Source organism: Vibrio sp. R15-SG3-ISO1A (assembly GCF_059833955.1).
In genome coordinates this window covers 1-24105 of sequence record NZ_JCBDGH010000048.1, presented here as the reverse complement: position 1 = coordinate 24105, position 24105 = coordinate 1, and the positions used below count along the sequence as shown (strand labels likewise).

General features: G+C 49.1%; 24 protein-coding genes, 1 other RNA gene and 1 pseudogene. 8 read left to right on the top strand and 18 right to left on the bottom strand.

The genetic code is table 11. From position 1 onward, the window contains the following. The 3 genes from rsmH to rsmI form a co-directional block, all read right to left on the bottom strand. A partial coding sequence (gene rsmH / locus AC6R0L_RS07220) for a 16S rRNA (cytosine(1402)-N(4))-methyltransferase RsmH (RefSeq protein ID WP_500628727.1) occupies positions 1 to 521 on the bottom strand: 521 nt, incomplete at its 3' end. Between the two features lie 183 nt (positions 522 to 704). Then, positions 705 to 1108: RNase P RNA component class A (rnpB, locus tag AC6R0L_RS07215), an RNA gene on the bottom strand. An 81-nt stretch (positions 1109 to 1189) separates the two neighbouring features. Continuing rightward, positions 1190 to 2050 (bottom strand): 16S rRNA (cytidine(1402)-2'-O)-methyltransferase, encoded by an 861-nt coding sequence (rsmI, locus tag AC6R0L_RS07210; RefSeq protein ID WP_334554327.1) that lies wholly within the window; start codon positions 2048 to 2050, stop codon positions 1190 to 1192. A 63-nt stretch (positions 2051 to 2113) separates the two neighbouring features. On the opposite strand from rsmI, the gene AC6R0L_RS07205 reads away from it, so the two are divergent. From AC6R0L_RS07205 to AC6R0L_RS07190, 4 genes are read left to right on the top strand one after another with little or no spacing between them, the layout of a single operon-like run. Beyond that, positions 2114 to 3928 (top strand): penicillin-binding protein activator, encoded by a 1815-nt coding sequence (locus AC6R0L_RS07205; RefSeq protein WP_500628726.1) that lies wholly within the window; start codon positions 2114 to 2116, stop codon positions 3926 to 3928. Then, entirely contained in the window at positions 3891 to 4280 is a 390-nt protein-coding gene (locus AC6R0L_RS07200) for a YraN family protein (protein WP_487901327.1), read from the top strand. The genes AC6R0L_RS07205 and AC6R0L_RS07200 overlap by 38 nt, the downstream gene beginning before the upstream one ends. Before the next feature lie 3 nt (positions 4281 to 4283). Next, a complete protein-coding gene (locus AC6R0L_RS07195; RefSeq protein WP_334554322.1) occupies positions 4284 to 4874 on the top strand; it encodes a phosphoheptose isomerase in 591 nt (196 codons plus the stop codon). 3 nt (positions 4875 to 4877) lie between these two features. Next, entirely contained in the window at positions 4878 to 5459 is a 582-nt protein-coding gene (locus AC6R0L_RS07190; protein WP_500626505.1) for a BON domain-containing protein, read from the top strand. 95 nt (positions 5460 to 5554) lie between these two features. On the opposite strand, the gene sspB is transcribed toward AC6R0L_RS07190, so the two are convergent. From sspB to zapE, 8 genes are all read right to left on the bottom strand, one after another. After that, entirely contained in the window at positions 5555 to 6025 is a 471-nt protein-coding gene (gene sspB, locus AC6R0L_RS07185; protein WP_334554318.1) for a ClpXP protease specificity-enhancing factor, read from the bottom strand. 8 nt (positions 6026 to 6033) lie between these two features. Then, positions 6034 to 6669 carry a stringent starvation protein SspA gene (sspA, locus tag AC6R0L_RS07180; RefSeq protein WP_334554316.1) on the bottom strand — a complete coding sequence of 212 codons (636 nt, stop codon included), beginning with the start codon at positions 6667 to 6669 and terminating at the stop codon, positions 6034 to 6036. Between the two features lie 96 nt (positions 6670 to 6765). Next, entirely contained in the window at positions 6766 to 7503 is a 738-nt protein-coding gene (locus tag AC6R0L_RS07175) for a cytochrome c1 (RefSeq protein WP_487901329.1), read from the bottom strand. After that, positions 7500 to 8765, bottom strand: coding sequence for a cytochrome b (locus AC6R0L_RS07170; protein ID WP_334554312.1), 1266 nt, complete (start codon positions 8763 to 8765; stop codon positions 7500 to 7502). Before AC6R0L_RS07170 ends, AC6R0L_RS07175 begins: the two co-directional genes overlap by 4 nt. Beyond that, positions 8765 to 9358 carry a ubiquinol-cytochrome c reductase iron-sulfur subunit gene (petA, locus tag AC6R0L_RS07165; protein WP_334554311.1) on the bottom strand — a complete coding sequence of 198 codons (594 nt, stop codon included), beginning with the start codon at positions 9356 to 9358 and terminating at the stop codon, positions 8765 to 8767. The genes AC6R0L_RS07170 and petA overlap by 1 nt, the downstream gene beginning before the upstream one ends. Before the next feature lie 339 nt (positions 9359 to 9697). Further along, the gene (rpsI, locus tag AC6R0L_RS07160; protein WP_005436094.1) at positions 9698 to 10090 is read right to left on the bottom strand and encodes a 30S ribosomal protein S9; all 393 of its coding nucleotides are present in this window, start codon (positions 10088 to 10090) and stop codon (positions 9698 to 9700) included. 15 nt (positions 10091 to 10105) lie between these two features. Beyond that, positions 10106 to 10534, bottom strand: a complete 429-nt coding sequence (gene rplM, locus AC6R0L_RS07155) for a 50S ribosomal protein L13 (protein WP_005372872.1) — start codon at positions 10532 to 10534, stop codon at positions 10106 to 10108. A 247-nt stretch (positions 10535 to 10781) separates the two neighbouring features. Next, a complete protein-coding gene (zapE, locus tag AC6R0L_RS07150; RefSeq protein ID WP_500628725.1) occupies positions 10782 to 11888 on the bottom strand; it encodes a cell division protein ZapE in 1107 nt (368 codons plus the stop codon). A 151-nt stretch (positions 11889 to 12039) separates the two neighbouring features. On the opposite strand from zapE, the gene zapG reads away from it, so the two are divergent. The 3 genes from zapG to degS all read left to right on the top strand — a co-directional run bounded on the left by zapG (position 12040) and on the right by degS (position 15212). Beyond that, entirely contained in the window at positions 12040 to 12507 is a 468-nt protein-coding gene (zapG, locus tag AC6R0L_RS07145) for a Z-ring associated protein ZapG (RefSeq protein WP_487901331.1), read from the top strand. A gap of 116 nt (positions 12508 to 12623) precedes the next feature. After that, the gene (locus AC6R0L_RS07140; protein WP_500628724.1) at positions 12624 to 13991 is read left to right on the top strand and encodes a DegQ family serine endoprotease; all 1368 of its coding nucleotides are present in this window, start codon (positions 12624 to 12626) and stop codon (positions 13989 to 13991) included. A 153-nt stretch (positions 13992 to 14144) separates the two neighbouring features. Further along, a complete protein-coding gene (gene degS / locus AC6R0L_RS07135) occupies positions 14145 to 15212 on the top strand; it encodes an outer membrane-stress sensor serine endopeptidase DegS (RefSeq protein ID WP_500628723.1) in 1068 nt (355 codons plus the stop codon). A 91-nt stretch (positions 15213 to 15303) separates the two neighbouring features. Here the strand turns inward: degS and parC are convergent, their stop codons facing one another. The 6 genes from parC to nudF form a co-directional block, all read right to left on the bottom strand. Next, a complete protein-coding gene (parC, locus tag AC6R0L_RS07130) occupies positions 15304 to 17586 on the bottom strand; it encodes a DNA topoisomerase IV subunit A (RefSeq protein ID WP_500628722.1) in 2283 nt (760 codons plus the stop codon). A gap of 3 nt (positions 17587 to 17589) precedes the next feature. Further along, the gene (gene parE / locus AC6R0L_RS07125; protein ID WP_500628721.1) at positions 17590 to 19470 is read right to left on the bottom strand and encodes a DNA topoisomerase IV subunit B; all 1881 of its coding nucleotides are present in this window, start codon (positions 19468 to 19470) and stop codon (positions 17590 to 17592) included. Between the two features lie 205 nt (positions 19471 to 19675). Next, positions 19676 to 20257, bottom strand: a complete 582-nt coding sequence (gene yqiA / locus AC6R0L_RS07120; protein ID WP_500628720.1) for an esterase YqiA — start codon at positions 20255 to 20257, stop codon at positions 19676 to 19678. A gap of 2 nt (positions 20258 to 20259) precedes the next feature. Next, on the bottom strand, positions 20260 to 21081 hold the full coding sequence (gene cpdA / locus AC6R0L_RS07115; RefSeq protein WP_500626500.1) for a 3',5'-cyclic-AMP phosphodiesterase: 822 nt from the start codon (positions 21079 to 21081) through the stop codon (positions 20260 to 20262). A 9-nt stretch (positions 21082 to 21090) separates the two neighbouring features. Then, positions 21091 to 21531, bottom strand: a complete 441-nt coding sequence (locus AC6R0L_RS07110; RefSeq protein ID WP_500628728.1) for a DUF1249 family protein — start codon at positions 21529 to 21531, stop codon at positions 21091 to 21093. A gap of 16 nt (positions 21532 to 21547) precedes the next feature. Beyond that, on the bottom strand, positions 21548 to 22183 hold the full coding sequence (gene nudF, locus AC6R0L_RS07105; RefSeq protein WP_500628719.1) for an ADP-ribose diphosphatase: 636 nt from the start codon (positions 22181 to 22183) through the stop codon (positions 21548 to 21550). A 231-nt stretch (positions 22184 to 22414) separates the two neighbouring features. Here nudF and tolC point away from each other — a divergent pair, with 231 nt between their 5' ends. Further along, complete coding sequence (tolC, locus tag AC6R0L_RS07100) at positions 22415 to 23746, top strand: outer membrane channel protein TolC (RefSeq protein ID WP_500628718.1); 1332 nt, start codon at positions 22415 to 22417, stop codon at positions 23744 to 23746. 82 nt (positions 23747 to 23828) lie between these two features. On the opposite strand, the pseudogene AC6R0L_RS07095 reads toward tolC, so the two are convergent. After that, a pseudogene (locus tag AC6R0L_RS07095) lies at positions 23829 to 24105 on the bottom strand (hypothetical protein); the annotation flags it as partial.

The following is a 24105-nucleotide window of genomic DNA, read 5'->3' as shown; positions in this document are numbered from 1 at the left end:
TTTTCACGATAGGCAACAATGGCTTTGGCAATTCGGCGAGCATGCTTATCTTCGCCAAACTCACGAATTACCCAAGTAATATCATCAAGGTCTGCTTGTGCGAGCCATTGAGAGACCGGCATGCCGGAAGTAGGATCCATACGCATATCGAGGGGGCCATCTTTCATAAAGCTGAAGCCGCGTTCTGCGTCGTCAAGCTGCGGCGATGACACACCAAGATCAAGCAGCACGCCATCCACCTTACCCACGAGATCATACTGTTTCGCGTATTCAGCCATGCCTGAAAATGGACCATGGATGATGGTAAATCGCGGATCATCAATCTTGTTGGCTTCTGCAATCGCTTGTGGATCACGGTCAATACTATAAAGGCGTCCGTTTTCACCAAGCTGAGATAAAATCGTACGGCTATGACCACCTCGTCCAAATGTGCCATCGATATAGACGCCATCAGGTTTAATGGCCAATCCATCAATCGATTCATGAAGTAAGACGGATATGTGTTTAAATGCTTCGGTCATAGTTATCTCGGTTTGCTCTCGCATTCACGCGCTAAGGGTTCCAGTGTACTGATTTAACGCTCATTCGCCACCTTTAGACACAAGGAAGGCGTGATTTTGCGCTAAGTTTATTGCTTACAAAATAAATTTCGTCAGCGTAAAGCAAAAAACCCATCATAACCTAAGTTACGATGGGTCTTAAAAAGGTGGAGCCGACATATAAGCCGGGTTCTGTACCGTTTGCACGGTGGTAGCCATTCGTCTAGGCCAGCAATCACTCACTGGCTCGAGCAACCTACCCGCCCCCTTACGCGAGCAACGCAATGTGGAGGCCTATTTGGTCTTGCTCCGGGTGGAGTTTACCTTGCTACGAACTGTTGCCAGTCGCACGGTGCGCTCTTACCGCACCCTTTCACCCTTACCTGTGCTCATTCCGAAGAAATTGAGCCATCGGCGGTCTTCTCTCTGCTGCACTTGTCGTAGGCTTGCGCCCCCCAGGCGTTACCTGGCACCCTGCTCTATGGAGCCCGGACTTTCCTCCCCTTCATCAGTCTCCCCCACACAAGGTAAGGGGACATCAATAAAGCAGCGGCTACCGAGTCGACTCCGGTGGCGGATTGTATAGAGAAGCCATCAGCCTGTCTAGGGGAATGTGTGTGTGCGCCTAAATAACCAACAACTTGGCTAGATTAGAGGTGTTCCAGCCCCCACTTATAGAGTGCATTTTTTTTCAGGTTGTAGATCTCAGCCGCCAGCGCCGCGGCTTTTTTTAACGGCAGTTCTTGGGTCAAAATAGCCAGGGTACGGGTAGCTTCATCCGGCAGGCCGTCATCGCTGTCGGCACGATAACCATGAATTAATAGCGCCATTTCGCCTTTTTGTTGGTTTTCATCACTGCGCACCCAATCAACGAGCTCACCGAGTGGCATGCCTTGAATGGTTTCGAACGTTTTCGTCAGTTCTCGCGCTAACACCACTTCACGCTCAGGGCCTAAGATCTCCAGCATGTCAGCAAGTGAGTCAAGAATGCGGTGTGGGGACTCATAAAAAATACAGGTTCGCTCTGCCTTTGCAATCTCTAAGAACTTGTCTTTACGACCTTTACTTTTGGCAGGCAAAAATCCCTCAAAACTGAAACGGTCAGAGGGGAGACCGGAGGCGCTTAATGCTGTGACCACCGCACATGCTCCAGGCAAAGGCACAACTTTGACGCCCGCTTGACGACATTGAGTGACCAAATGGTAACCTGGGTCACTGATCAGTGGCGTTCCTGCATCCGAGACCAGCGCAATGGAGTGCCCAGCTAACAATTTATCAACTAACACTTGCGCTTTTTGCTGTTCATTATGATCATGGAGGGCGAAAGTTCGAGTTGGGATATTGAAGTGAGACAGCAGCTTACCCGTGTGACGGGTATCTTCTGCAGCAATCAAATCCACCGATGACAACACCTCTATCGCTCGCTGAGTAATGTCGCCCAGATTACCGATCGGGGTGGGTACAATGTAGAGGGTTGGCACCTCTGTCGGTAAGGTTTTGCTATCTGTCATTTGTTTACCATCACTTCAACGATTAATATAGACACAATTTTATACGGAATTACGAAAGAACTCATGGCTAACAATCACCATAAGCGCCCAAGTGTAACACGCTTACTTACTCCTGTAGCACTCGCTATTACATTGGCTGCGTGTTCCTCATCGCCGAAAACGCCGCAGTCTGTCGATATTTTACTCGATCCCTCTCAACCGGTAGAAACCTACCTAATGCGGGCAGACAGCACGACCGGCAGTTTGCAAGTGGATTGGTTGATCATGGCACTGAAAGCCTCCGTTGAAGCCGGTGACGTGGTGCAGTCAGAGTTACTGATTAAGCGCCTTGCGAGACAAAGCCTCACGCCACAGCAGCAAGCAGAGTGGCAATTGACTCGCGCCGACTTGCTCATCAGTCAAGATCAGCATAGCGATGCCTTGTCTCAGCTCAATTTTCCAGCGTCTTGGTCGCTGCCTCGTCAGCAGTGGCAAGAGTACTATCAAAAACGCGCCGCGCTGCAGAGCAAGCAAGGTCTCTACCTTGACGCGTCGCGATCCTTAATTGCCCAAAGCGAACTGCTCAATGCCTCAGAGCAAGCCTCTATCGCCGATGGCGTCTGGCAGAACCTGTCGCAGTACTCGCTGTCTGAACTTGCCAAACTGCGCGTGGCACCGAATGAAACCGTACTGACAGGTTGGCTAGAATTGGCCAATGACAGTAAAGCGTTTGCCAGCAACATTCCGCAATTAAAATCGCGCTTGGAACGTTGGATGGCGAGCAATCCTGACCATCCAGCCGCGCTGTATACACCCCAAGCCCTCAGCGACATTCTGGCACTCGATATTACAAAACCCGTGAACACTGCGCTGCTGCTGCCTCTTTCTGGCAAGTTTGCTAAACAAGCGCAACTGATTCGCGATGGGTTTATTTTCAATATGATGAATGATGATGCGCGTGATGAGAACGCGACCCTGACCGTCATTGATACCAATACACTGGATATGGCGAACTTAGACGCGACGCTAATCGAAAAGAACATCGACTTTATCGTTGGTCCGCTATTGAAAGAGAACATCGAAGCGCTGCAAAAAGCGCAACAAGCCAGTGCCCACTCACTGCCGATGTTGGCTCTCAATATTCCAGATGAAACCAACTTGGGTCACAACACCTGCTACTTAGCGCTTTCTCCTGAACAGGAAGTGGCACAAGCGGCGAAGCACTTGTTTGAACAAGGCGCTCGCTACCCACTCATCCTTGCGCCGCAAGGTCGTTTGGGCGAGCGCGTCGTCGAGTCCTTCGAACAAGAGTGGGATAAATACAGTGAGAATAAAGTGGCAGTGAGTCTCTTCGGTGATAAGCGCCAGTTGCAAAAAAACATCAACACCATTTTTGGTTTGCAAGAGAGCCAGCAAAACATCGCGCAAATGGAATCACTGTTAAATATCCCACTTGAAACACAGCCACGCAGCCGTCGAGATGTGGATGCGGTGTACATCGTGGCGACCAGTGCCGAAATAACCCTGATCAAACCTTTCATCGAAGTGGCGATCAACCCAGACACGACGCCTCCTGCACTCTACTCTAACTCTCGCAGTAACAGCGGCCAACGTCAGTATGAGGATTTGACGGGCGTCAGCTACAGTGATATTCCACTCCTTATCCACCCTGATGCCCACCTCAAGCAGCAGATGGACAGTCTGTGGGCCAATAGCTCACACGCGGAGAAACGACTTCAAGCGATGGGGATGGACGCCTACACCCTGATGGAAATGCTGCCACAAATGAAAGTGATCGAAGGCTACTCAGTCGAAGGACAAACAGGAATTCTGAGTATCGATGAGCACTGTGTAGTACAACGTGAAATCAGCTGGGCTCAACTCGGTAGTGCGCAATAAACGCGCGCACGGCGAACACTATGAACGCCTGGCTGAGCAGCATCTGCTGAGTCAGGGGTTAGTCGCGCTTGAACGCAACTTTACTGCGAAAAGCGGCGAGTTAGATCTGATCATGCGCGATGGCGACGCCATCGTATTTGTTGAAGTTCGTTACCGAAAGAGCACTTCGTTTGGTCATGCGGCTGAAACCGTGACCTACAGTAAAATGCAAAAACTCGTGCGAGCCGCCAATGTGTGGCTCATCAAGCATGGCCTTTCGGTACACGATACCCATTTTCGATTTGACCTAGTGGCGATTCATGAGCAAGGTAGCCAAATCGAATGGATAAAAAACGCAATCACTCAAGGATAATCAATGCTAGAGAGCATTAAAGACAGTTTTAAAGAAAGCATTCAAATTCAAATTGCCGCCGCAGAAGCGCTACCCGATGCGATCACTCACGCAGCGCAAGGTATGGTGGCAAGCTTACTCAACGGTAACAAGATTCTCTGTTGCGGTAATGGTGGCTCCTCATCGAACGCACAACAATTTGTCTCTTGCTTACTCAATCGCTTTGAAACAGAAAGACCTAGCCTGCCCGCGATGGCGCTGACTGCCGACAACACAACGCTGACCGCCGTCGCCAACGATTACCACTACACTGAGATTTTCTCAAAACAAGTGCGTGCTTTTGGCCAACCTGGCGATATTTTACTGGCTATCTCAACCAGCGGTAACAGCAAGAACATCATCAAGGCGATGGAAGCGGCAGTCACTCGCGATATGACCATCATCGCGTTAACCGGCAAAGACGGTGGCGAGATGGCTGGGTTACTGGGTGAGCATGATGTGGAAATTCGCATTCCATCTCACAGAACCGCGCGAATTCATGAGGTTCATATGGTGACTTTGCACTGCTTGTGCGATCTTATTGACCAAGTGTTGTTTCCTGCTCACGAAGAGTAAGCCATGAAGTCATTGAAAACGATTATCTTTGTTTTAATTGCCAGCCTATCCCTGACAGGCTGTGCCGGGTTGTTTATTGCTGGCGCTGCAACAACGGCCGCCATTGTGATTGACCCACGCACCACACAAGAGATCTGGAACGATAACAATATTGAGTTCGAAGTGGCGGGAATCGCAAACAAAGAGCCAGTTCGCGGTAATGCTCGTGTTACCGCCAGCTCCTACGAAGGAACAGTCGTCCTAATGGGGCAAGCAAACGATGCGGCGTTGAGTGAGCAAATTGAACAAAAAGCTCGTGAAGTGAAAGGCGTCAAAACCGTCTATAACCAAATTCGCATCAAAGCACCGCTAAGCGCTGGCGAAGTGAGTCATGACAGTTGGATCACAACCAAAGTGAAATCCGCGATCTTGACCGACTCTGAGCTGAGCGGCATCAAAATCAAAGTGATCACAGAGGATAAAGAGGTCTTCTTGCTTGGCTATGTCTCACCACAACATGCCGATAAAGCGACCGATATTGCGCGCAATATCTCTGGGGTGAAACAAGTCATCCGCGCCTTCCAGATTGCGGAAAGTAATGAATAAGCGGCTCGTCGCTTATCTCTAATCGAGCTGTTCCCTAATCGATATATAAAAAAAGCCGCATCACAATGCGGCTTTTTGCTATCGTTTCATTCGCGTTACTTGATGACACGCAAACTCGGTCGACCTTTGGGCCTAGGTGGTTCATCACTTGGCTCAGTCTCTTCGACCTCTTCCTCAGTCGCTACAGACAGTGGGAATAGAGGTTCATCTTCCAAGCTTTCTTCAATCTCACCAAGGTAAGCATCTTCGGGTTCAAACATCGTCCCTGCACCATTTTCACGGGCATAGATGGCTTGAACAGCATAAAGAGGCACAATCACAGAGTGTGGGCGGCCGCTGAAACGGGCGCTGAAGGTGATCGCCTCATTGCCCAGTTCCAAATTACCCACAGCGCGAGGCGCAATATTGAGGATAATTTGGCCATCTTGAATAAACTCTTCTGGCACACGAACGCCTGGTAATGTTGCTTCAACAACAAGATGAGGCGTTAAATCGTTGTCCACCAACCAGTCATAAAATGCACGAAGCATATACGGTCGGCGTGGGGTCATTTTCTCGATATCCATGCCAACCATTAACGCATTAGACGCATTTCACGTTCAGCTTCAGTCAAGGATGCTAGGAATGAATCACGCTCAAAGACACGGTTCATGTAAACCTTCAGCTCTTTTGAGCCTGGGCCAACCAGTTCGATTCCCATTTGTGGTAAACGCCACAATAAAGGAGCAAGGTAACAATCGACCAAGCTGAACTCTTCGCTCATGAAGTATTCGTATTCCGCGAAGACTGGGCCAAGAGTCAAAAGATCCACTCTGAGTTTGTTACGTGCAGATTCTGCTTCATCAGCTGTGCCGTTAAGCACTTTTTCAGCCAATGAGTACCAGTTTTTCTCGATACGGTAGATCATCAAACGCGTGTTACCGCGAGCAACCGGGTAAACCGGCATCAATGGAGGATGAGGGAAACGCTCGTCCAAGTATTCCATGATGATCTTTGAGTCATACAGTGACAACTCACGATCCACTAAGGTTGGTACTGATTTGTATGGGTTCAGTTCACCAAGTTCCGCAGGTAGGTTTGCTTCATCAACAAGCTCTACTTCAACACTTACGCCTTTCTCTGCTAGAACAATACGTACCTGATGGCTATACATATCAGATGCACTTGAGAATAGAGTCATCACAGAACGTTTATTGGCAGCTACAGCCATGGAGCCCTCCAGCACACTTACATAAATAAAACAATGGAGGCTAAGCCTCCATTGTCAACATAAAAATTTGGAAATTAGCGCGGTATGATAGCACAATTAATGCACATCACGCCAATACTCTTTCTTGAGCAGCACAACCACGATACTAAAGATCACTAGGAAGCCCATTACCCACCAACCTAGCGCATGGCGCTCAAGTTTGACTGGGTCACCGGAGTACTCAAGGAAGTTCACCAAATCGCGTACCGCGTTGTCGTACTCTTCTTGGTTAAGCTCGCCGGTCCCATCCGATTCAATACCGACGACCACTTGCACCTCTTCACCATTCACGACTTTGGTGCCGTAAACAGGTTTAGGAATGCCTTGCAGCTCTTCCAATACATGCGGCATACCGACACTTGGGAACACAACGTTGTTGACCCCAAATGGGCGCGCAGGATCTTCATAAAACGAACGTAGGTAAGTGTACAACCAATCCGTACCACGCACTCGAGCGACAAGCGTCAAATCAGGTGGTGGCGCACCAAACCATTTAGCGGCCGACTCTTCAGGGATGGCATTTTCCATCAAGTCGCCAACCTTGGCTTCTGGATCAAAAATCAAGTTCTCTTTGAGCAGATCCACTGGAATGCCAATGTCACGTCCAACACGCTCATAACGCTGATACTGCGCTGAGTGGCAGCCAAAACAGTAGTTCATAAAGAGCTTGGCACCGTTTTGCAACGACGCTTGATCTGAGATGTCGTTGTTCGCTTTATCGAGTGGAACGCTCACACCCGCTGCCATTGCCAAAGATGGCAGCATTGCAAATAAAACTACAATCCATTTTTTCATTTGAATGTCACCCTTTCTGGTAATGGTTTCGTCGCTTCATTTTTGCTGTAGAAGAACAGCAAGACGAAGAACATGAAGTAACCCAAGCTAAAGATCTGCGCAAGGAGTGTGTACGTCGGGGTCGCTGGAAGCGCGCCCAAAATACCCAATGCGATAAAGCTAATGGTGAACTGGATGATATTGAATAAATGGAACTTACTGCGGTAGCGGTAAGAGCGAACTTTACAACGGTCAAGCCAAGGCAAAATGAACAGCACAGCAATCGATGCGCCCATAGCAAGAACACCGATAAGCTTATCTGGCACCGCACGCAAGATGGCATAGAATGGCGTAAAGTACCAAACAGGGGCAATGTGCTCCGGCGTTTTCAGCGGGTTTGCCGCTTCAAAGTTTGGCGGCTCAAGGAAGTAACCGCCCATTTCTGGGTTGAAGAACAACACATAACAGAACAGGAACAAGAAACCAGCCACACCAATCAGATCTTTCACCGTGCCGTAAGGGTGGAACGGGATAGAGTCGATGATGTCGTATTTCTTCGTGTAGTACTCATGGAATTTAAATTGAGGTTGGTAATCATCACCCATTGATCCTTTTGGCAGCTTAGTTTCGATACCATCTGGGTTGTTTGAACCCACCTCGTGCAGCGCAAGAACGTGCAGCACAATCAGCAGCAGCAACACGATTGGCAGAGCGATGACGTGCAAGGCAAAGAAACGGTTCAATGTCGCGCCAGAGATAACGTAGTCACCACGAATCCAAAGGGTGAGATCATCACCAATGACCGGAATCGCGCCAAAGAGTGAGATGATAACCTGAGCACCCCAGTAGGACATTTGGCCCCAAGGCAGCAGGTAACCCATGAATGCTTCGGCCATCAAGACCAAGAAGATCAACATACCGAAGATCCAAAGCAGCTCACGAGGCTTCTGATATGAGCCGTAGATCAAACCACGGAACATGTGCAGGTAGACAACAACAAAGAACGCAGACGCGCCTGTGGAGTGCATGTAGCGAAGTAACCAACCGTACTCCACGTCACGCATGATGTATTCAATCGATGCAAACGCCCCATCGCCTGATGGCACGTAGTTCATGGTTAACCAAATCCCCGTCAGGATCTGGTTCACTAACACCAACATTGCTAGAGAGCCAAACAGATACCAAAAGTTAAAGTTCTTCGGCATTGGATACTCAGACAGGTGCTTTTTGTACGCATTCATTGCGGGTATGCGTTTTTCTACCCAATCAAGTAGAGCTTGCATTATGCCTCCCCAGTTTCATCAACACCGATAATGATTTTGGTATCACTCAGGTACATATGTTTAGGGACCACTAGATTTAGTGGTGCCGGAACGCCTTGGAATACTCGACCAGCCATATCAAATTTTGAACCGTGACATGGACAGAAGAAACCGGATTTCACGCCTTGCACTTGCTCACTAAAAGTGTCGGGTAGATAAGTCGGCGAGCAACCTAGGTGTGTACAAATCCCCACAGCAACGAAGTACTCTGGTTTGATAGAACGGTAGGCATTTTGTGCATATTCAGGCTGCTGTTCTTCGCCTGACTGCGGGTCTCGAAGTTGGCCTTCGAGGTTTTTCAATCCATCGACGACGGCTTGTGCACGACGGACAACCCAGACAGGCTTACCACGCCACTCAACACGAACCATCTGCCCTTCTTCGAGCTTTCCGATTTCCACTTCAACAGGGGCACCCGCAGCTTTTGCTTTTTCACTTGGGTTCCAAGATTTTATAAAAGGAACGGCGACAGCAGCAGCTCCTAAACCACCGACAACCGCAGTTGTCGCAGTCAAGAAACGTCTGCGGCCGTTATTTAAAGGCGCATTGCTCATCCAAACATTCTCCCATTTGCTCCCTATGGTCTGGGCCTCGTGACCCTATTAAAATCCCTTAAAGAGCATGGCTAACAAAATACGAATTTAGTTGTATTTATTTGATGGCAAATGATAAATAAAACCCTACTTTTTGACAAGATAAAGCTACCTTTTTGTAACATTCATCAAGTAATTCGCCTATGGCGTCACAAAAGATGAACAGCGGCTGAAGCAGAGTTGAGAAGCGTAGTAGGAAAGCCAGAATGGGGGAGACTAAAAAACAAAAAGCCTGGCGTGAAGCCAGGCTTTTGAGACCACAATCCAGTAAAAACTGGACGCCAATCTTTGCGAGAAAGATTAACGCTTAGAGAACTGTGGACGACGACGTGCTTTACGTAGACCAACTTTCTTACGTTCAACGCAACGAGCGTCACGAGTGACGTAACCTGCTGCACGTAGAGTAGGACGTAGAGACTCATCGTATTCCATTAGAGCGCGAGTGATACCGTGACGGATAGCACCTGCTTGACCTGAAATACCGCCACCTTTAACAGTCACGTATAGGTCTAGTTTCTCAGTCAATTCAACTAGCTCTAGAGGCTGTTTAACAACCATGCGAGAAGTTGGACGACCGAAGTACTCATCAAGGCTACGCTTGTTGATTACGATGTTGCCGCTGCCTGGTTTGATGAAAACACGTGCAGCTGAGCTTTTGCGACGGCCAGTGCCGTAGTATTGATTCTCTGCCATTTTCGAAATCCCCGATTAGATGTCTAGTACTTGTGGTTGTTGAGCAACATGGTTGTGCTCAGCGCCAGCGTAAACTTTAAGCTTACGGTACATAGCACGGCCTAGAGGACCACGTGGAAGCATACCTTTAACCGCTAGCTCAAGCGCCATTTCAGGCTTACGATCGATCAACTTTTCAAAAGTGATTGATTTTAGGCCACCTGGGAACTCAGAGTGACGGTAGTAAACTTTGTTTTTAGCCTTGTTGCCTGTTACAGCAACTTTCTCAGCATTGATAACGATGATGTAATCACCAGTGTCAACGTGAGGAGTGTATTCAGCTTTGTGTTTGCCACGTAGGCGAGATGCAATTTCACTTGCTAGACGGCCAAGAGTTTTACCTTCAGCGTCTACAACGTACCAGTCGCGTTTTACAGTTTCTGGTTTAGCAACGAAAGTTTTCATGCTAACAATAACCCGTTAATTTATTAAATTTACACTTAAAGGAGCTTTCGCTCCCACTGACTAAGAGTCCAGTCAACACCCCTTCGAGTGGTTGGTTCTCTCGACCCGTTATCTCGAAATACCTTCGATAATCAAGGTCTGCAGTAACGGTGGGTCGCAGGATTATAGAGAAGTCAGTAGAAAAAATCACCTTTTTTTCAGTGAAAATTGCATTTTTTTTTCGCCTCTCCCTTCCCTCGCAAACGTGTCACGCTAAATGCTCGCGCGCTAGGTACTCATGACTTTGCATTTCGATCAAACGAGACTGGCAGCGCTTAAATTCGAACGCCAATTGCCCGCCGGTGTATAGCGCATCGAGTGGCACTTCTGCCGAGATGATCAAAGTGACATGACGCTCATAAAACTCATCAACCAACGCGATAAAACGCCGCGCCGCATCGTCTATGGTGTGGCCCATCTGTTTCACGTCAGCCAGCAACACTGTATGGTAGAGTTTAGAGAGCTCAATGTAATCATTTTGACTGCGTGCACTTTGACACAACTGCGCAAACGTCGCATGCAGGACACCTTCAGCGCTTTGTACGACGTCTACCTGACGGTGGTTGATTTCAATGCGCACTTCACCGACCTTCCCATCGCCCACCAGTTGATGAAAGTAGTGCTCCAGGTTTTGACTGGCCATATCATCCAGAGGGAAATGGTAAATTTCCGCTTGCTCAAGGGTGCGCAAGCGATAATCAATGCCGCTGTCGACATTTAATATGTCACAGTGCGTTTTGATTAATTCAATAGCAGGCATAAAGCGCGCACGTTGCAAACCATTTCGATAAAGATCATCAGGAGGAATATTGGACGTTGCCACTAAAATGACGCCGCGTTTGAACAGCGCTTGAAACAAGGTACCCAAAATCATCGCGTCAGTGATATCCGACACGAAAAACTCATCAAAACAGATGATCTCCGCTTCTGCCTTGAAGATGTCGGCGACCTCCTCTAGCGGATCGTTCCTTTCCCCCAGTCGATTCAACTCATCGTGAACTCGATACATAAAACGGTGAAAGTGCACACGCATTTTTTTCTCAGAGGGCAGCGCATCAAAAAACGTGTCCATCAGATAGGTTTTTCCTCGTCCGACGCCCCCCCAAAAATAGAGACCTTTCGGCGCTGTCACAGGTGTGGCAGCACGCTTGCCAAACCATGCTTTCCAACCGGTGACTTGAGGCTGGGGCAGCGCTTGATAATCAATAAATTGGTGATAGAGACGATCCAGCGCTGTCACCGCTTGCAACTGAGCAGGGTCAGACTGAAAACCGTTTTTTTGGATATCGTTTTGGTAAATCTCTAGTGGTGTCATGACTTCACGGCCTATTAGGGAGTCGTTGAAACTGCTAACGAGAGCACACGCATTTTTCTTTATCGGCTCAGGAAGTCATAGTACCATGTCAAAACAGCATGTGTAATCAATCCGTAAAAAACATGTTAAATAACAATCATAAGGAGCCATTATGCCTTGGATTTACGCCCTCGTAGGTTTGCTTGTTGGTGCCGTTTTAGGCGTGCTTTTTTCCCGTATCAGCACTCCAGGTTACAAAAAACAGAAGAACATCCAAAAAGACCTCGACAACACTAAGTTTCAACTCGAGCAACAAAAGCAAGACCTTACCGATCACTTTGCCCAAACGGCTGAAATGCTTGATGCCCTCGGCAAAGAGTACACCAAGCTTTACCAGCACATGGCCAAAACTTCTGGCGAGCTTTTGCCGAATATTCCTGAACAAGACAATCCTTTTGTTAAAAAAATCACAGAGCAAGCCAGTACAGAATCTGAGGTAATTTCCGAGCAAACACACAGTGTGGATACACCAATGGATGAAGCACCTAAAGATTACGCTCAAGGTGCGACGGGCCTTCTTAAAGAACAAAAGAAACCCGTCGTCGATGAAAAAGAAGTGCTATCTGCTAAAGCTTCTTGATTGAATTTCATGAACTTTACAAAGGTTTTTGAGTCATAACTCCCATGAGTGGCCATTGAGTTTTGATTTTGACGTACAAATATCAGACGAGAGCCTTCACTTAATAGGAGTATCCGATGAAAAAACCTTTGCTTGCCTTAACCGTTCTATCCTTAAGCTTAAGTTCCATCATCGCCCCCATGCCGGCGAGCGCAGCCCTACCACTCTCCGTCAATGGAGAGCAGCTTCCCTCTCTTGCCCCGATGCTTGAGAAAGTGACGCCAGCTGTGGTGAGCATTTCTGTTGAAGGTACCCAGGTATCACGTCAACAGATCCCCGATCAGTTCCGCTTCTTTTTTGGTCCAGACTTCCCTACCGAGCAACTGCAAGAGCGCCCCTTTCGTGGCTTAGGCTCAGGCGTCATTATTGACGCCAAAAAAGGGCATGTCGTGACCAACTACCACGTCATCAACGGCGCGGAAAAAATTCGCGTCAAACTGCATGATGGTCGTGAGTATGATGCCGAGCTGGTCGGGGGCGACCAGATGTCAGATGTGGCCCTGCTCAAGCTAGAAAAAGCCAAGAACCTCACCCAAGTCACCATCGCGGATTCTGATCAGCTGCGCGTCGGCGACTTTACCGTCGCGATAGGTAACCCGTTTGGCCTCGGCCAAACCGTGACCTCGGGTATCGTCTCGGCCTTGGGGCGCAGTGGTCTCAATATCGAAAACTTCGAGAACTTTATTCAGACCGATGCGGCGATCAACAGTGGCAACTCTGGGGGGGCTTTGGTCAACCTCAAGGGGGAGTTGATTGGTATCAACACTGCTATTTTGGGTCCTAACGGCGGCAACGTCGGGATTGGCTTTGCGATTCCATCGAATATGATGACCAACTTGACCGATCAAATCCTTGAGTTCGGAGAAGTGAAACGCGGCATGTTGGGTGTACAAGGCGGCGAAATCACCTCAGAGCTAGCAGAAGCACTGGGCTATGAATCAAGTAAAGGCGCTTTTGTCTCACAAGTGGTGCCAGACAGCGCTGCTGATGACGCGGGGCTGCAAGCCGGTGACGTGATCGTGTCGGTCAATGGTAAAGAGATCAACTCGTTCAGTGAACTGAGAGCGAAAGTCGCCACCTTAGGCGCGGGCAAACAGATCACCTTGGGTATCGTGCGTGACGGTAAGTCAAAATCCTTCGATGTCACCCTAGGCGAACAAACCGATGTGAAAACCACCGCCGATAAACTGCACGAAGGGCTATCGGGCGCTCAACTGACCAACACCAATGCGAGCGACGCCGTTCAAGGGGTGAAAGTGGCATCGGTTGAAAAAGGCTCGAAAGCGGAAGCGTATCAGCTTCAAGCGGACGACATCATCATCGGCGTCAATCGCAAACGAGTGAAAAACTTGGCTGAGTTCCGCAGCGCACTGGAAAAACAACCGGGCGTATTGGCCCTCAATATCCAACGTGGTGAGCGTACCCTGTATCTTGTGATTCGCTAACCCGTTCGAGATTTTCTTTCGTTAAGGCAGCCTTCTCAGGGCTGCCTTTTTGTTGATGCTCGCACTGCGCCGCTCACTAACTTCACGTCTGACGGGGTTAGTGCTATTCTTGGCCAACTTACCTGTTGAAAATGAATAACAAATGAGGAAAGCATGCTGCGATTTTTATTGCGCTCAGTCGGATTGGGGTTAATCACAGCATTGCTCTTGTTATTGGCGATTCCGTCGTTGCGCTCCAATATTTTACCGAAACATGTGCCAACTGACCTTCCTCTCTTCTCCCGTGAACAAATTTCGTTTAACCAAGCGGTTCGAAATGCAGCGCCTGCCGTGGTCAACATTTACAGTCGAAAATACACCGAATCCGATCGCACTAAGCTCTCGACACAGGGGCTAGGTTCTGGGGTTATCGTCAGTGAAAAAGGCTATATCATCACCAACTATCATGTTGTCGCTCAGGCGGATCAAATCATCGTCGCAGTACAAGATGGTCGCGTTGCCGCTGCGCAATTAGTCGGGAAAGATCGCCGTACAGACATCGCGATATTGCAGATCGAGGGCAGTAACCTGCCGGTCATTCCGCTCAATCCAGAGTACACCCCAAAAGTTGGTGATGTAGTGCTTGCCATCGGTAACCCATATAACCTCGGCCAAACCACCACATTTGGAATTATCTCCGCAACTGGTCGCTCCTCCATCAGCGCCGATGGTCACCAAGCGTTTATTCAAACCGACGCGGCAATCAACGAGGGGAACTCGGGGGGCGCTTTGGTCAATACTCGTGGTGAATTGGTCGGCATCAATACGGCCTCTTTCCAACAAGCAACTGAGCTCGAAACCTACGGTATCTCTTTTGCGATTCCCTACTCGTTAGCAAATAAAATCATGCAAAAAATCATCGCCGATGGACGCGTAATTCGCGGCTATATCGGTATCGATGGTCAAGACATCAACTCAGTGACGTCGCGTTTACTCGGCAATGACCATCTTGGTGGCATTGTGGTGTTAGGGGTCGACCCGAATGGACCTGCCGCGCAAGCTGGATTTGAATCGCAAGACATCATCTTGAAAATCGACGGCAATAAGATCAATGGTCGTCAAAGTGTGTTAGACATAGTGACAGAGCTGCGTCCGGGTACGGTTGTGGATGTTCTCATTCTGCGTAAAGGAGAAGAGAAAACACTGTCTGTGACCATTGCTGAAGATACTCGTCTCAATTAACGCGACTTTTAGACCACACATAAACCAAATAAAACGCCCACCTTATCGAGTAAGGTGGGCGTTTGGCTTTTCTAGCACGATGATCTTAGAGTTAAGACTCCGACACCTCGCTGTCCGAACTGACGTTGCCTAAATCAATCTCAATAGCTGTCACTCGTTGCAAGCCACGTGGCAGCAAGCCACCACGACGACCACGCTCACCGCGGTAGTTGTCGAGATCGTTAGGCTTCAAGCCCAACTTGCGCTTACCGGCGTACAGCGTCACGGTTGCCGCTTTCGGCACTGCAATCAGGTGAGAGACAACCTCTTCACGCTCTTTGGCTTTGGCGGCAGGGATATTAATGATCTTATTACCCTTACCTTTACCAAGCTGAGGCAAGTCTTTAATTGGGAACAAGAGCATGCGACCTTGGTTGGTGATGGCCAAAATTTCATCATTGTCTAAATCGCCAACAGCATGAGGTGGCATGACTTCCGAGTTAGCAGGCAAGGTGACCAGCGCCTTACCACTGCGGTTTTTCGACAATAAATCACTGCCTTTACAAACAAATCCATAACCGGCATCGGAGCCCACCAGCCACAGCTGATCTTCTTCGCCCATCACAACCTGACGAACGGTCGAACCTGCACTGATGTTCAAACGACCGGTGATCGGCTCACCTTGGCTACGCGCCGAAGGTAACGAGTGCGATTCAAGCGAGTAACTGCGACCATCACTGCCAAGGAAAACCGCCGGCTGATTGCTCTTACCACAGGCATGAGCGAGATAGTTATCGCCAGACTTGTAGTTCAAGCTTTCCACGTTCACATCATGGCCCTTCGCGTGGCGAATCCAGCCTTTCTCTGACAATACGACCGTGATCGGTTCACTTGGTACTAAATCACGCTCTGTAAGCGCTTTGGCTTCTTCACGCTCGACCATAGGTGAACGGCGGTCGTCACCGTACTTCTCAGCATCGGCTTTGATCTCTTTCTTCAACAAGGTGTTGAGACGACGTTCAGAGCCCAGCAGTTGCTCCAGTTTTTCTCGCTCTTTTTGCAGCTCGTCTTGTTCACCACGGATCTTCATCTCTTCCAGTTTGGCGAGATGGCGAAGTTTGGTGTCCAAAATCGCGTCAGCTTGAATGTCGGTGATGCCAAAGCGTGCCATTAACACGGCTTTTGGCTCATCTTCCGTGCGGATGATTTCAATCACTTCATCCAAGTTGAGATAAGCGACTAGCAAGCCTTCCAAAATGTGCAAACGCGCCATGACTTTATCCAGGCGATATTGCAGGCGGCGACGCACTGTCGAACGACGAAACTCGATCCACTCAGAGAGGATTTGCACCAACCCTTTCACTTGAGGGCGGTTATCCAAACCGATCATGTTTAAATTCACACGATAGTTTTTCTCGAGATCCGTTGAGGCAAACAAGTGATTCATCAATTGGTCGCAGTCAACGCGATTGGAGCGTGGCACCACCACGATACGCGTTGGGTTCTCGTGATCCGACTCATCACGCAAGTCATCCACCATCGGCAGTTTTTTCGCTCGCATCTGGGCGGCGATTTGCTCAAGTAGTTTCGCGCCAGAGACTTGGTGTGGCAGTGCGGTGATCACAATATCACTGCCCTCTTTGTGCCAAACCGCGCGCATTTTCACACTGCCGCGACCGGTGCGATAAATCTTCTCTAGGTCCGCTTTGGGCGAGATGATTTCGGCTTCGGTTGGGTAATCGGGGCCTTGCACAAAGCCCATCACATCATTGAGGTCCGCTTTAGGGTGGTCAATCAGATGAATGGTTGCCTCAGCCACTTCGCGCACATTGTGCGGCGGAATATCCGTGGCCATACCTACTGCAATACCGGTGACGCCGTTAAGCAAGATATGCGGTAAACGTGCTGGCAGCATTTGGGGCTCTTTCATCGTGCCATCAAAGTTAGGCTGCCATTCAACGGTGCCTTGACCTAACTCACCCAGCAATACTTCCGCAAACTTTGATAATTTCGCTTCGGTATAACGCATCGCAGCGAAGGATTTCGGATCGTCCGGCGCACCCCAGTTCCCTTGACCGTCCACCAATGGATAACGGTAAGAGAAGGGCTGAGCCATCAACACCATCGCTTCGTAACAGGCTGAGTCGCCGTGCGGGTGATACTTACCCAGCACGTCACCGACCGTACGAGCGGATTTTTTGTATTTCGCCGACGCCGAGAGACCGAGCTCCGACATGGCGTAGATAATGCGTCGTTGAACCGGTTTTAATCCGTCACCGATATAAGGTAACGCACGGTCCATAATGACGTACATTGAGTAGTTTAAATAGGCGTCTTCCGTGAACTTGCGCATTGGCAACTGTTCGACACCATCATAGGTAATTTCTGTCGACATTCACTATACCTCTGCCAAATCGCCGTTGCTCTGTAACCATGAGCGGCGGTCATCCGCACGCTTTTTACCCAACAACATATCCATCATCTCTAATGTCGCTTCATTGTCATCAATGGTTAGCTGCACCAGACGGCGGGTGTTCGGGTCCATAGTGGTCTCACGCAATTGCAGTGGGTTCATCTCACCCAGACCTTTGAATCGCTGTACGTTGATCTTGGCTTTTTTCTTCGACAAACGCTCCAAGATGCCTTCTTTTTCATCGTCATCCAGTGCGTAAAACACTTCTTTTCCGCAATCGATACGATACAAAGGAGGCATAGCAACATAGATGTGTCCCGCTTCCACCAGCGCACGGAAGTGGCGAGTAAACAACGCACACAGCAGCGTGGCGATATGCAGACCATCGGAATCCGCATCGGCAAGAATACAGATCTTGCCATAACGCAGTCCTTCAAGGTTGTCGTTGTCTGGGTCAATGCCGAGTGCCACGGAAATATCGTGCACCTCTTGCGAAGCGAGCACTTGGTCAGCCGAGACTTCCCACGTATTGAGAATTTTACCCCGCAGTGGCATCACCGCTTGGAACTCTCTATCACGCGCCTGTTTGGCAGAGCCGCCCGCCGAGTCACCCTCGACAAAGAAAATTTCGGTTCGGTTGAGATCTTGCACCGAGCAATCGGTCAGTTTGCCTGGTAAGGCTGGGCCAGAGGCCACTTTTTTACGCACGACCTTCTTGCTCGCTCGCATGCGGCGATGAGCATTGGCAATACAAACTTCAGCCAGTTGCTCCGCCAATTGCGGCTTTTCATTCAGCCACAAACTGAAGGCATCTTTGACCACCCCAGAGACAAACGCTGCGGTTTGGCGCGAAGAGAGACGCTCTTTAGTTTGGCCCGCAAATTGCGGATCTTGCATCTTGACCGAGAGCACGTAAGAACAGCGATCAAAAATATCATCGCCCGTCAGTTTGACGCCACGTGGCAGCAAGTTGCGGAACTCACAGAATTCACGCATCGCATCCAACAAGCCTTGGCGCAAACCATTGACGTGCGTGCCGCCTTGTTTGGTCGGCACCAAGTTAACGTAACTTTCCGTGATCATCTCGCCGCCTTCTGGCTGCCAAATCACGGCCCAATTGGCCATTTCCGTCTCAGCGACGAATTCACCAATGTACGGCACCTCAGGCAAGACCGGATAGCCTTTTACCCCTTCTGCGAGGTAATCTTTGAGGCCATCTTCGTAGAACCATTTATGCTCTTCGTTGTTAACTTGATCGACGAAAGTGATCTCAAGTCCTGGGCAAAGCACCGCTTTTGCGCGCAGGTTGTTGACCAACCTAAGGGCAGAGAACTTAGCACTGTCGAAGTATTTGGCATCTGGCCAGAAGTGAACGGCGGTACCCGTATTACGGTTGCCGCAGGTGCCCGTCACCGTGAGTTCGGTGACGGCAGCGCCATGTTCAAAAGCAATTTCATGCACTTGCCCTTGACGTCTAACGGTGACTTCCACGCGTTTTGACAACGCGTTTACCACAGAGATCCCCACCCCGTGGAGACCGCCAGAGAATTTGTAGTTGTCGTTGGAGAACTTACCACCCGCGTGAAGCTTGGTCATGATGAGTTCTACGCCAGAAATTCCTTTCTCTGGGTGAATATCCACCGGCATGCCGCGGCCATCATCAATCACCTCTAATGATTGATCGGCGTGCAGAATGACTTTGATCTTCTTAGCATGTCCAGCGAGAGCCTCATCCACTGAGTTATCAATCACTTCTTGCGCTAAGTGGTTGGGTCGCTCTGTTTCGGTATACATGCCAGGACGATGTCGTACTGGGTCGAGACCTTCAAGAACCGAGAGGTCTTTCGCATTATATTGTTCAGTCATAATACGGAGTTCGTTATAAAGAATGAAAACATGACTGTGCGCTGATGAAATCAGGCTTCGAATTGAAAAAGTGGCTCGTGTGACAAATCAACACTTTTGCCAAAACCGCACAAGTATAGGTGGAACATAGTCTGGAAGAGTATCAACTATGTCAAGTGAGACAGCGAAGTAACAAGCAAATTTATGACTCTTCCCTCAATGAGGGCTAGAGCGCTAGGAACTCCACAATCGCCGCAGGGTAGTATTCAAAGCCGACAAAACTGTGATCGCCGCCTTCGATAACGGTCTGTTTCGCGCCAGCTAATTTGCTCACGGCTTGACGGTAGTCCAACACTTCATCGCCGGTTTGTTGCAGCAGCCAAAAATCACTCGGATTTGCAATCACCTCAGTGTCGAGCGCTTTAAGCTCCTCGATATGGCACGCTTGTAAACAATACTCTTCTTGAGTGTAGGGGTTTTTCTGAGGGCCTAAGAAATCCGCCAATAGTTCATAGGGCTTGATAGCAGGGTTAATCACCACCGCTTTAAAGCCAAACTTTTGATTGAGCCACATCGACAAATAGCCACCGAGCGAGCTGCCCACCAGGGCTATCTGATAGTCATGTCGATGCTGTTCGACAATCGCCAGCAAATGCGCGGCCGCTTGCTCAGGAAAGCTGGGCAGACGGGGGATCTCTACTCGAATATCAGGGCGGTGAAACTGGCAATAGTCTCGCATCACATTGGCTTTTAGCGACTGAGGTGAGCTGTTAAAGCCGTGAATGTACAAGAGCATTGAAGGTTTCATGATCAGTATCCTGCTGAGCTAAAGTCCGGTTGAAATTGCCCTTCTGGCAATCGCTGAACACGAGTCTCAAACGAGCCATCGGCATTAAGAATCAGTTCTCGCCAGCCTGGTGAGCGCACATCAAGCGCAAAGTCGTTCGAGTTGGGTTTAAATTGCACGCAAGTAGACGGCGTCGCCATCACTTGTACGCCCTGATGATTCACGTTCATATCTTGATGAACATGACCACACAGCACCGCTTTGGTGTTGTTGTGTTTACTTACAACCTGCCAAAAGTTGTCTGCGTCTTTTAAGCAGTGCTGATCAAGCCATGCACTACCAACCAAAATTGGGTGGTGATGCAACAACACCAAAGCGTGTTTGTCTGGGTATTGCGCCAGCTTGCTATCGAGCAGGTCTAACTGACTGTCGCTTAAACGACCATGAGGAACGCCAACCACTTGCGAGTCAAGTAAGATCAGTTGCCAGTGTTCACCGAGCAGGACATGCTCAGCAGGCTGAATTTGTGAGGTTGGCAATACCGAAGTCATACTGGGCTTAAAATCGTGATTGCCCGGTAGCCAAAAGCACGTTTTCTCAAGCGGAGCAATCCCATTGACGAAGCGTTGATACGACTTTTCGGTGTGATCCTGAGAAATATCACCGGTCGCCAGAATGGCATCAAACTCGACGTGACGTTCGACAATGGCGTTGACCACTGCGTGGAAGCTGTCGCGCGTATTTACGCTCAGTAAGCTGCCATCTTCGGGTTCAAAAAGATGCGTATCGGTAATCTGAACTAATTTGATACTGCCATTCTGCGCTGTATTAGACACTACTTTCAAAATATAAACCTAGATATTTAACGGAGCTTTACTAATGCCCTGCTTCAAACAAAACGACAGCCAATCGCCTAAAAAGCGGTTGAGTTGCACTTTTTCATCTTGTTGAACCATCTTATCGTTCGGATAGTCGTAACGAGGGTTCACCCGTTTTAGATGCTCGCAACCACACACTTCAGCCACGCGAGCATCGTGGTAGAGCCTGACAGACATTCTTGGCAATGGAAATACTGGAACGTCATCACTTTGACAAATATCGACCAAAGTTGTGTACTTTGTGACTTCGCACACTTGAATTTGATACGTCATGCTCGCCGCTTCATAGCAGCGAACGTCGTCGATGCTCGGCTGCGCAGGCAGCAAGGCATTCAACTTGGCGTAATTGGTCTCATAAGTCCGCATCAGATCCGCTAAATCAACATGATACGGTTTCTTCATTGCTACTTGTGTCATCATTCTCTCAAGTGAGTTATGCCTTAGTCGCCCAGTTGGCTCGGACTCGTTGTTGGTTCAATTGCAACCATTGTAGCGCGATGATCGAGGCACCATTTTCAATCGAACCATCCAACACCGCTTGGTACGCGTGTTCACGACTCATCACGTGCACTCGAATGTCCTCTCCTTCATAGTCTAAACCATGAACGCCATGCGCTTTAGAGGCATCCACCTCTCCGACAAAAACATCCAGCTTTTCAGAGCAGCCACCAGACGATGGGTAATAAGAGGTCACTTTCTCAAGGCGCCCAACTTCAATCCCGGCCTCTTCCACTGCTTCTCGGCGCACCACCGACTCGGCGTGCTCGCCAGGCTCAATCATGCCGGCGACAATTTCTAACTGCCAAGGGCTGTCATGCTCTAGAGCGCCAACACGAATCTGCTCGATGATCACCACTTGATCCCGCTCTGGGTCGTAAGGGAGCATCGCCGCGGCATGGCCGCGTTCAAACATCTCACGCTCAATGGGTTCACTCCAGCCCCCCTCAAACAGCTTATGTCTAAAACAATATTTGACCATTTTAAAGAAACCGTCGAATAGCGTCGTCTTCGAGATGATTTCAATATCGCGTCGGGTAAAATGCGTTTTCTGCGGGCTCGGTTGTTGCATTTGGTACCTCTCTGAGTGAATCTTATAGTTTACTCAGTCAATTGCTGAACTTCCAAGGGCCTAGCTCAACTTTTTGTGCAAAATTTATAGATTTATTTAAATTGATTAATTTTTTATATTGCACAGTTGGACAGTTACATGTAAAACTCTGAAAAGATTCGAGCAAAATGACAACAAATTGGGTTAAACTCCATGAGTCAACTTTTTCATATATAGGCAGGAATAGGACCAATGAAGAAACTGCTTCCCCTTTTTATTAGCGCAGCGTTAGGCGGCTTAAGCACTCAAGTATCAGCTGACACGCTGGCAGAAATCTACGATCAGGCCAAAGAGAATGATCCCACCCTTTTGAGTGCAGCGGCTCAGCGTGATGCAGCGTTTGAAGCGGTGACTTCCAGTCGCGCCACGCTACTGCCTCAAATTAACTTAACGGCGGGTTACAACTTGACCCGTGGTGAAAAGGATCGTGATGATGGCCAAACAAACGACAATGATGTAAACGCATTAACGGCGGGTATTGGTTTCTCACAGCAACTTTATAACCGCACCAGTTGGATTACGTTGGATACCGCGGAGAAAAGCGCCCGTCAACAAGACGCCTCTTATGCGGCGATCCAACAAGCGTTGATCCTACGTGTCGCTACTGCCTACTTTGATGTGTTGCGTGCACAAGATAATCTAGAATTTGTTCAAGCGGAAAAAGCTGCGGTCGGTCGTCAGCTTGAGCAGACTAAGCAGCGTTTTGAAGTGGGCCTATCAGCGATTACTGATGTGCATGATGCTCAGGCGCAATACGACTCAGTGCTTGCCGATGAAGTGCTGGCGCAAAACACATTGACCAACAGCTATGAAGGGCTACGTGAAATCACGGGGCAATCGCACTCTGAACTGTACGTCCTCGATACTGACCGTTTCTCGGCAACGAAAACTCAAGCGGCCATTGATGCTCTCGTGGAAGAAGCGCAGCAGAAGAACCTCAGCTTACTCTCAGCGCGTATCGCTCAAGATGTGGCAAAAGACAATATCTCTTTGCAAAGCTCTGGTCACCTACCGTCATTAACCCTAGATGGTGGTTACAGTTACACAGACCTAGATAAGAGTGCGTATGACTCTACTAATGGCACAACGAACGACTTTAATATTGGTCTGAACCTTAGCGTACCACTCTACACCGGTGGCGCGACGACCTCACTCACCAAGCAAGCGGAATTCAACTACGTTGCTGCCAGCCAACAACTTGAAGCGACCTACCGCAGCGTGGTGAAAGATGTCCGTGCGTTCAACAACAACATCAGCGCATCGATTGGTGCCCTGCGTGCTTACGAACAAACCGTCGTCTCTGCCAAATCCGCGCTGGAAGCGACAGAAGCGGGCTTTGATGTCGGTACACGTACCATTGTTGACGTACTTGATTCAACGCGTCGTCTGTACGATGCCAACAAAAACCTCTCCAATGCACGTTACGATTACATCCTAAGCGTGCTTCAATTGCGTCAAGCTGTTGGTACCTTGAGTGAGCAAGACATTCTTGATATCAACGCGGGTTTGAAAGCGTCAAGCTAAGCCCACACGTGACTAACAATAAAAAATGGTTGGCCCACAAGCCAACCATTTTTTCATCTCGATTCTTCTAACCTAATAGCGTTTAGTAGACCTTATCAACCGTCACTTGGTTTTGCACCAGCCACTTCACCATACCTTGGTAAGTAAGGGCGACGGCTACATCAATCGGCTCTTCGCTGCCCACATCGAACGGCTGACTAAAGGCCACTTCCCAGTGATGCTCATCTTGAGTACGCAAATCAAATTGGTCTGGCGTCAACTGCCAACGCTGATCGCCTTGCTTGAGCGTGACGGTCTCCACATCAAGCTCCGCAGGTAAAACGGCATTACTTTTGAGGTACAAGGCCCCGTGCAGCGTA

Excerpts from the sequence above, each read along its gene's own strand:
- rsmI (WP_334554327.1), bottom strand. The coding sequence starts at position 2,050 with ATGACAGATAGCAAAACCTTACCGACAGAGGTGCCAACCCTCTACATT.
- AC6R0L_RS07205 (WP_500628726.1), top strand. The coding sequence starts at position 2,114 with ATGGCTAACAATCACCATAAGCGCCCAAGTGTAACACGCTTACTTACT.
- AC6R0L_RS07195 (WP_334554322.1), top strand. The coding sequence starts at position 4,284 with ATGCTAGAGAGCATTAAAGACAGTTTTAAAGAAAGCATTCAAATTCAA.
- AC6R0L_RS07190 (WP_500626505.1), top strand. The coding sequence starts at position 4,878 with ATGAAGTCATTGAAAACGATTATCTTTGTTTTAATTGCCAGCCTATCC.
- sspB (WP_334554318.1), bottom strand. The coding sequence starts at position 6,025 with ATGGATATCGAGAAAATGACCCCACGCCGACCGTATATGCTTCGTGCA.
- sspA (WP_334554316.1), bottom strand. The coding sequence starts at position 6,669 with ATGGCTGTAGCTGCCAATAAACGTTCTGTGATGACTCTATTCTCAAGT.
- AC6R0L_RS07175 (WP_487901329.1), bottom strand. The coding sequence starts at position 7,503 with ATGAAAAAATGGATTGTAGTTTTATTTGCAATGCTGCCATCTTTGGCA.
- AC6R0L_RS07170 (WP_334554312.1), bottom strand. The coding sequence starts at position 8,765 with ATGCAAGCTCTACTTGATTGGGTAGAAAAACGCATACCCGCAATGAAT.
- petA (WP_334554311.1), bottom strand. The coding sequence starts at position 9,358 with ATGAGCAATGCGCCTTTAAATAACGGCCGCAGACGTTTCTTGACTGCG.
- rpsI (WP_005436094.1), bottom strand. The coding sequence starts at position 10,090 with ATGGCAGAGAATCAATACTACGGCACTGGCCGTCGCAAAAGCTCAGCT.
- rplM (WP_005372872.1), bottom strand. The coding sequence starts at position 10,534 with ATGAAAACTTTCGTTGCTAAACCAGAAACTGTAAAACGCGACTGGTAC.
- zapE (WP_500628725.1), bottom strand. The coding sequence starts at position 11,888 with ATGACACCACTAGAGATTTACCAAAACGATATCCAAAAAAACGGTTTT.
- zapG (WP_487901331.1), top strand. The coding sequence starts at position 12,040 with ATGCCTTGGATTTACGCCCTCGTAGGTTTGCTTGTTGGTGCCGTTTTA.
- AC6R0L_RS07140 (WP_500628724.1), top strand. The coding sequence starts at position 12,624 with ATGAAAAAACCTTTGCTTGCCTTAACCGTTCTATCCTTAAGCTTAAGT.
- degS (WP_500628723.1), top strand. The coding sequence starts at position 14,145 with ATGCTGCGATTTTTATTGCGCTCAGTCGGATTGGGGTTAATCACAGCA.
- parC (WP_500628722.1), bottom strand. The coding sequence starts at position 17,586 with ATGTCGACAGAAATTACCTATGATGGTGTCGAACAGTTGCCAATGCGC.
- parE (WP_500628721.1), bottom strand. The coding sequence starts at position 19,470 with ATGACTGAACAATATAATGCGAAAGACCTCTCGGTTCTTGAAGGTCTC.
- yqiA (WP_500628720.1), bottom strand. The coding sequence starts at position 20,257 with ATGAAACCTTCAATGCTCTTGTACATTCACGGCTTTAACAGCTCACCT.
- AC6R0L_RS07110 (WP_500628728.1), bottom strand. The coding sequence starts at position 21,531 with ATGACACAAGTAGCAATGAAGAAACCGTATCATGTTGATTTAGCGGAT.
- nudF (WP_500628719.1), bottom strand. The coding sequence starts at position 22,183 with ATGCAACAACCGAGCCCGCAGAAAACGCATTTTACCCGACGCGATATT.
- tolC (WP_500628718.1), top strand. The coding sequence starts at position 22,415 with ATGAAGAAACTGCTTCCCCTTTTTATTAGCGCAGCGTTAGGCGGCTTA.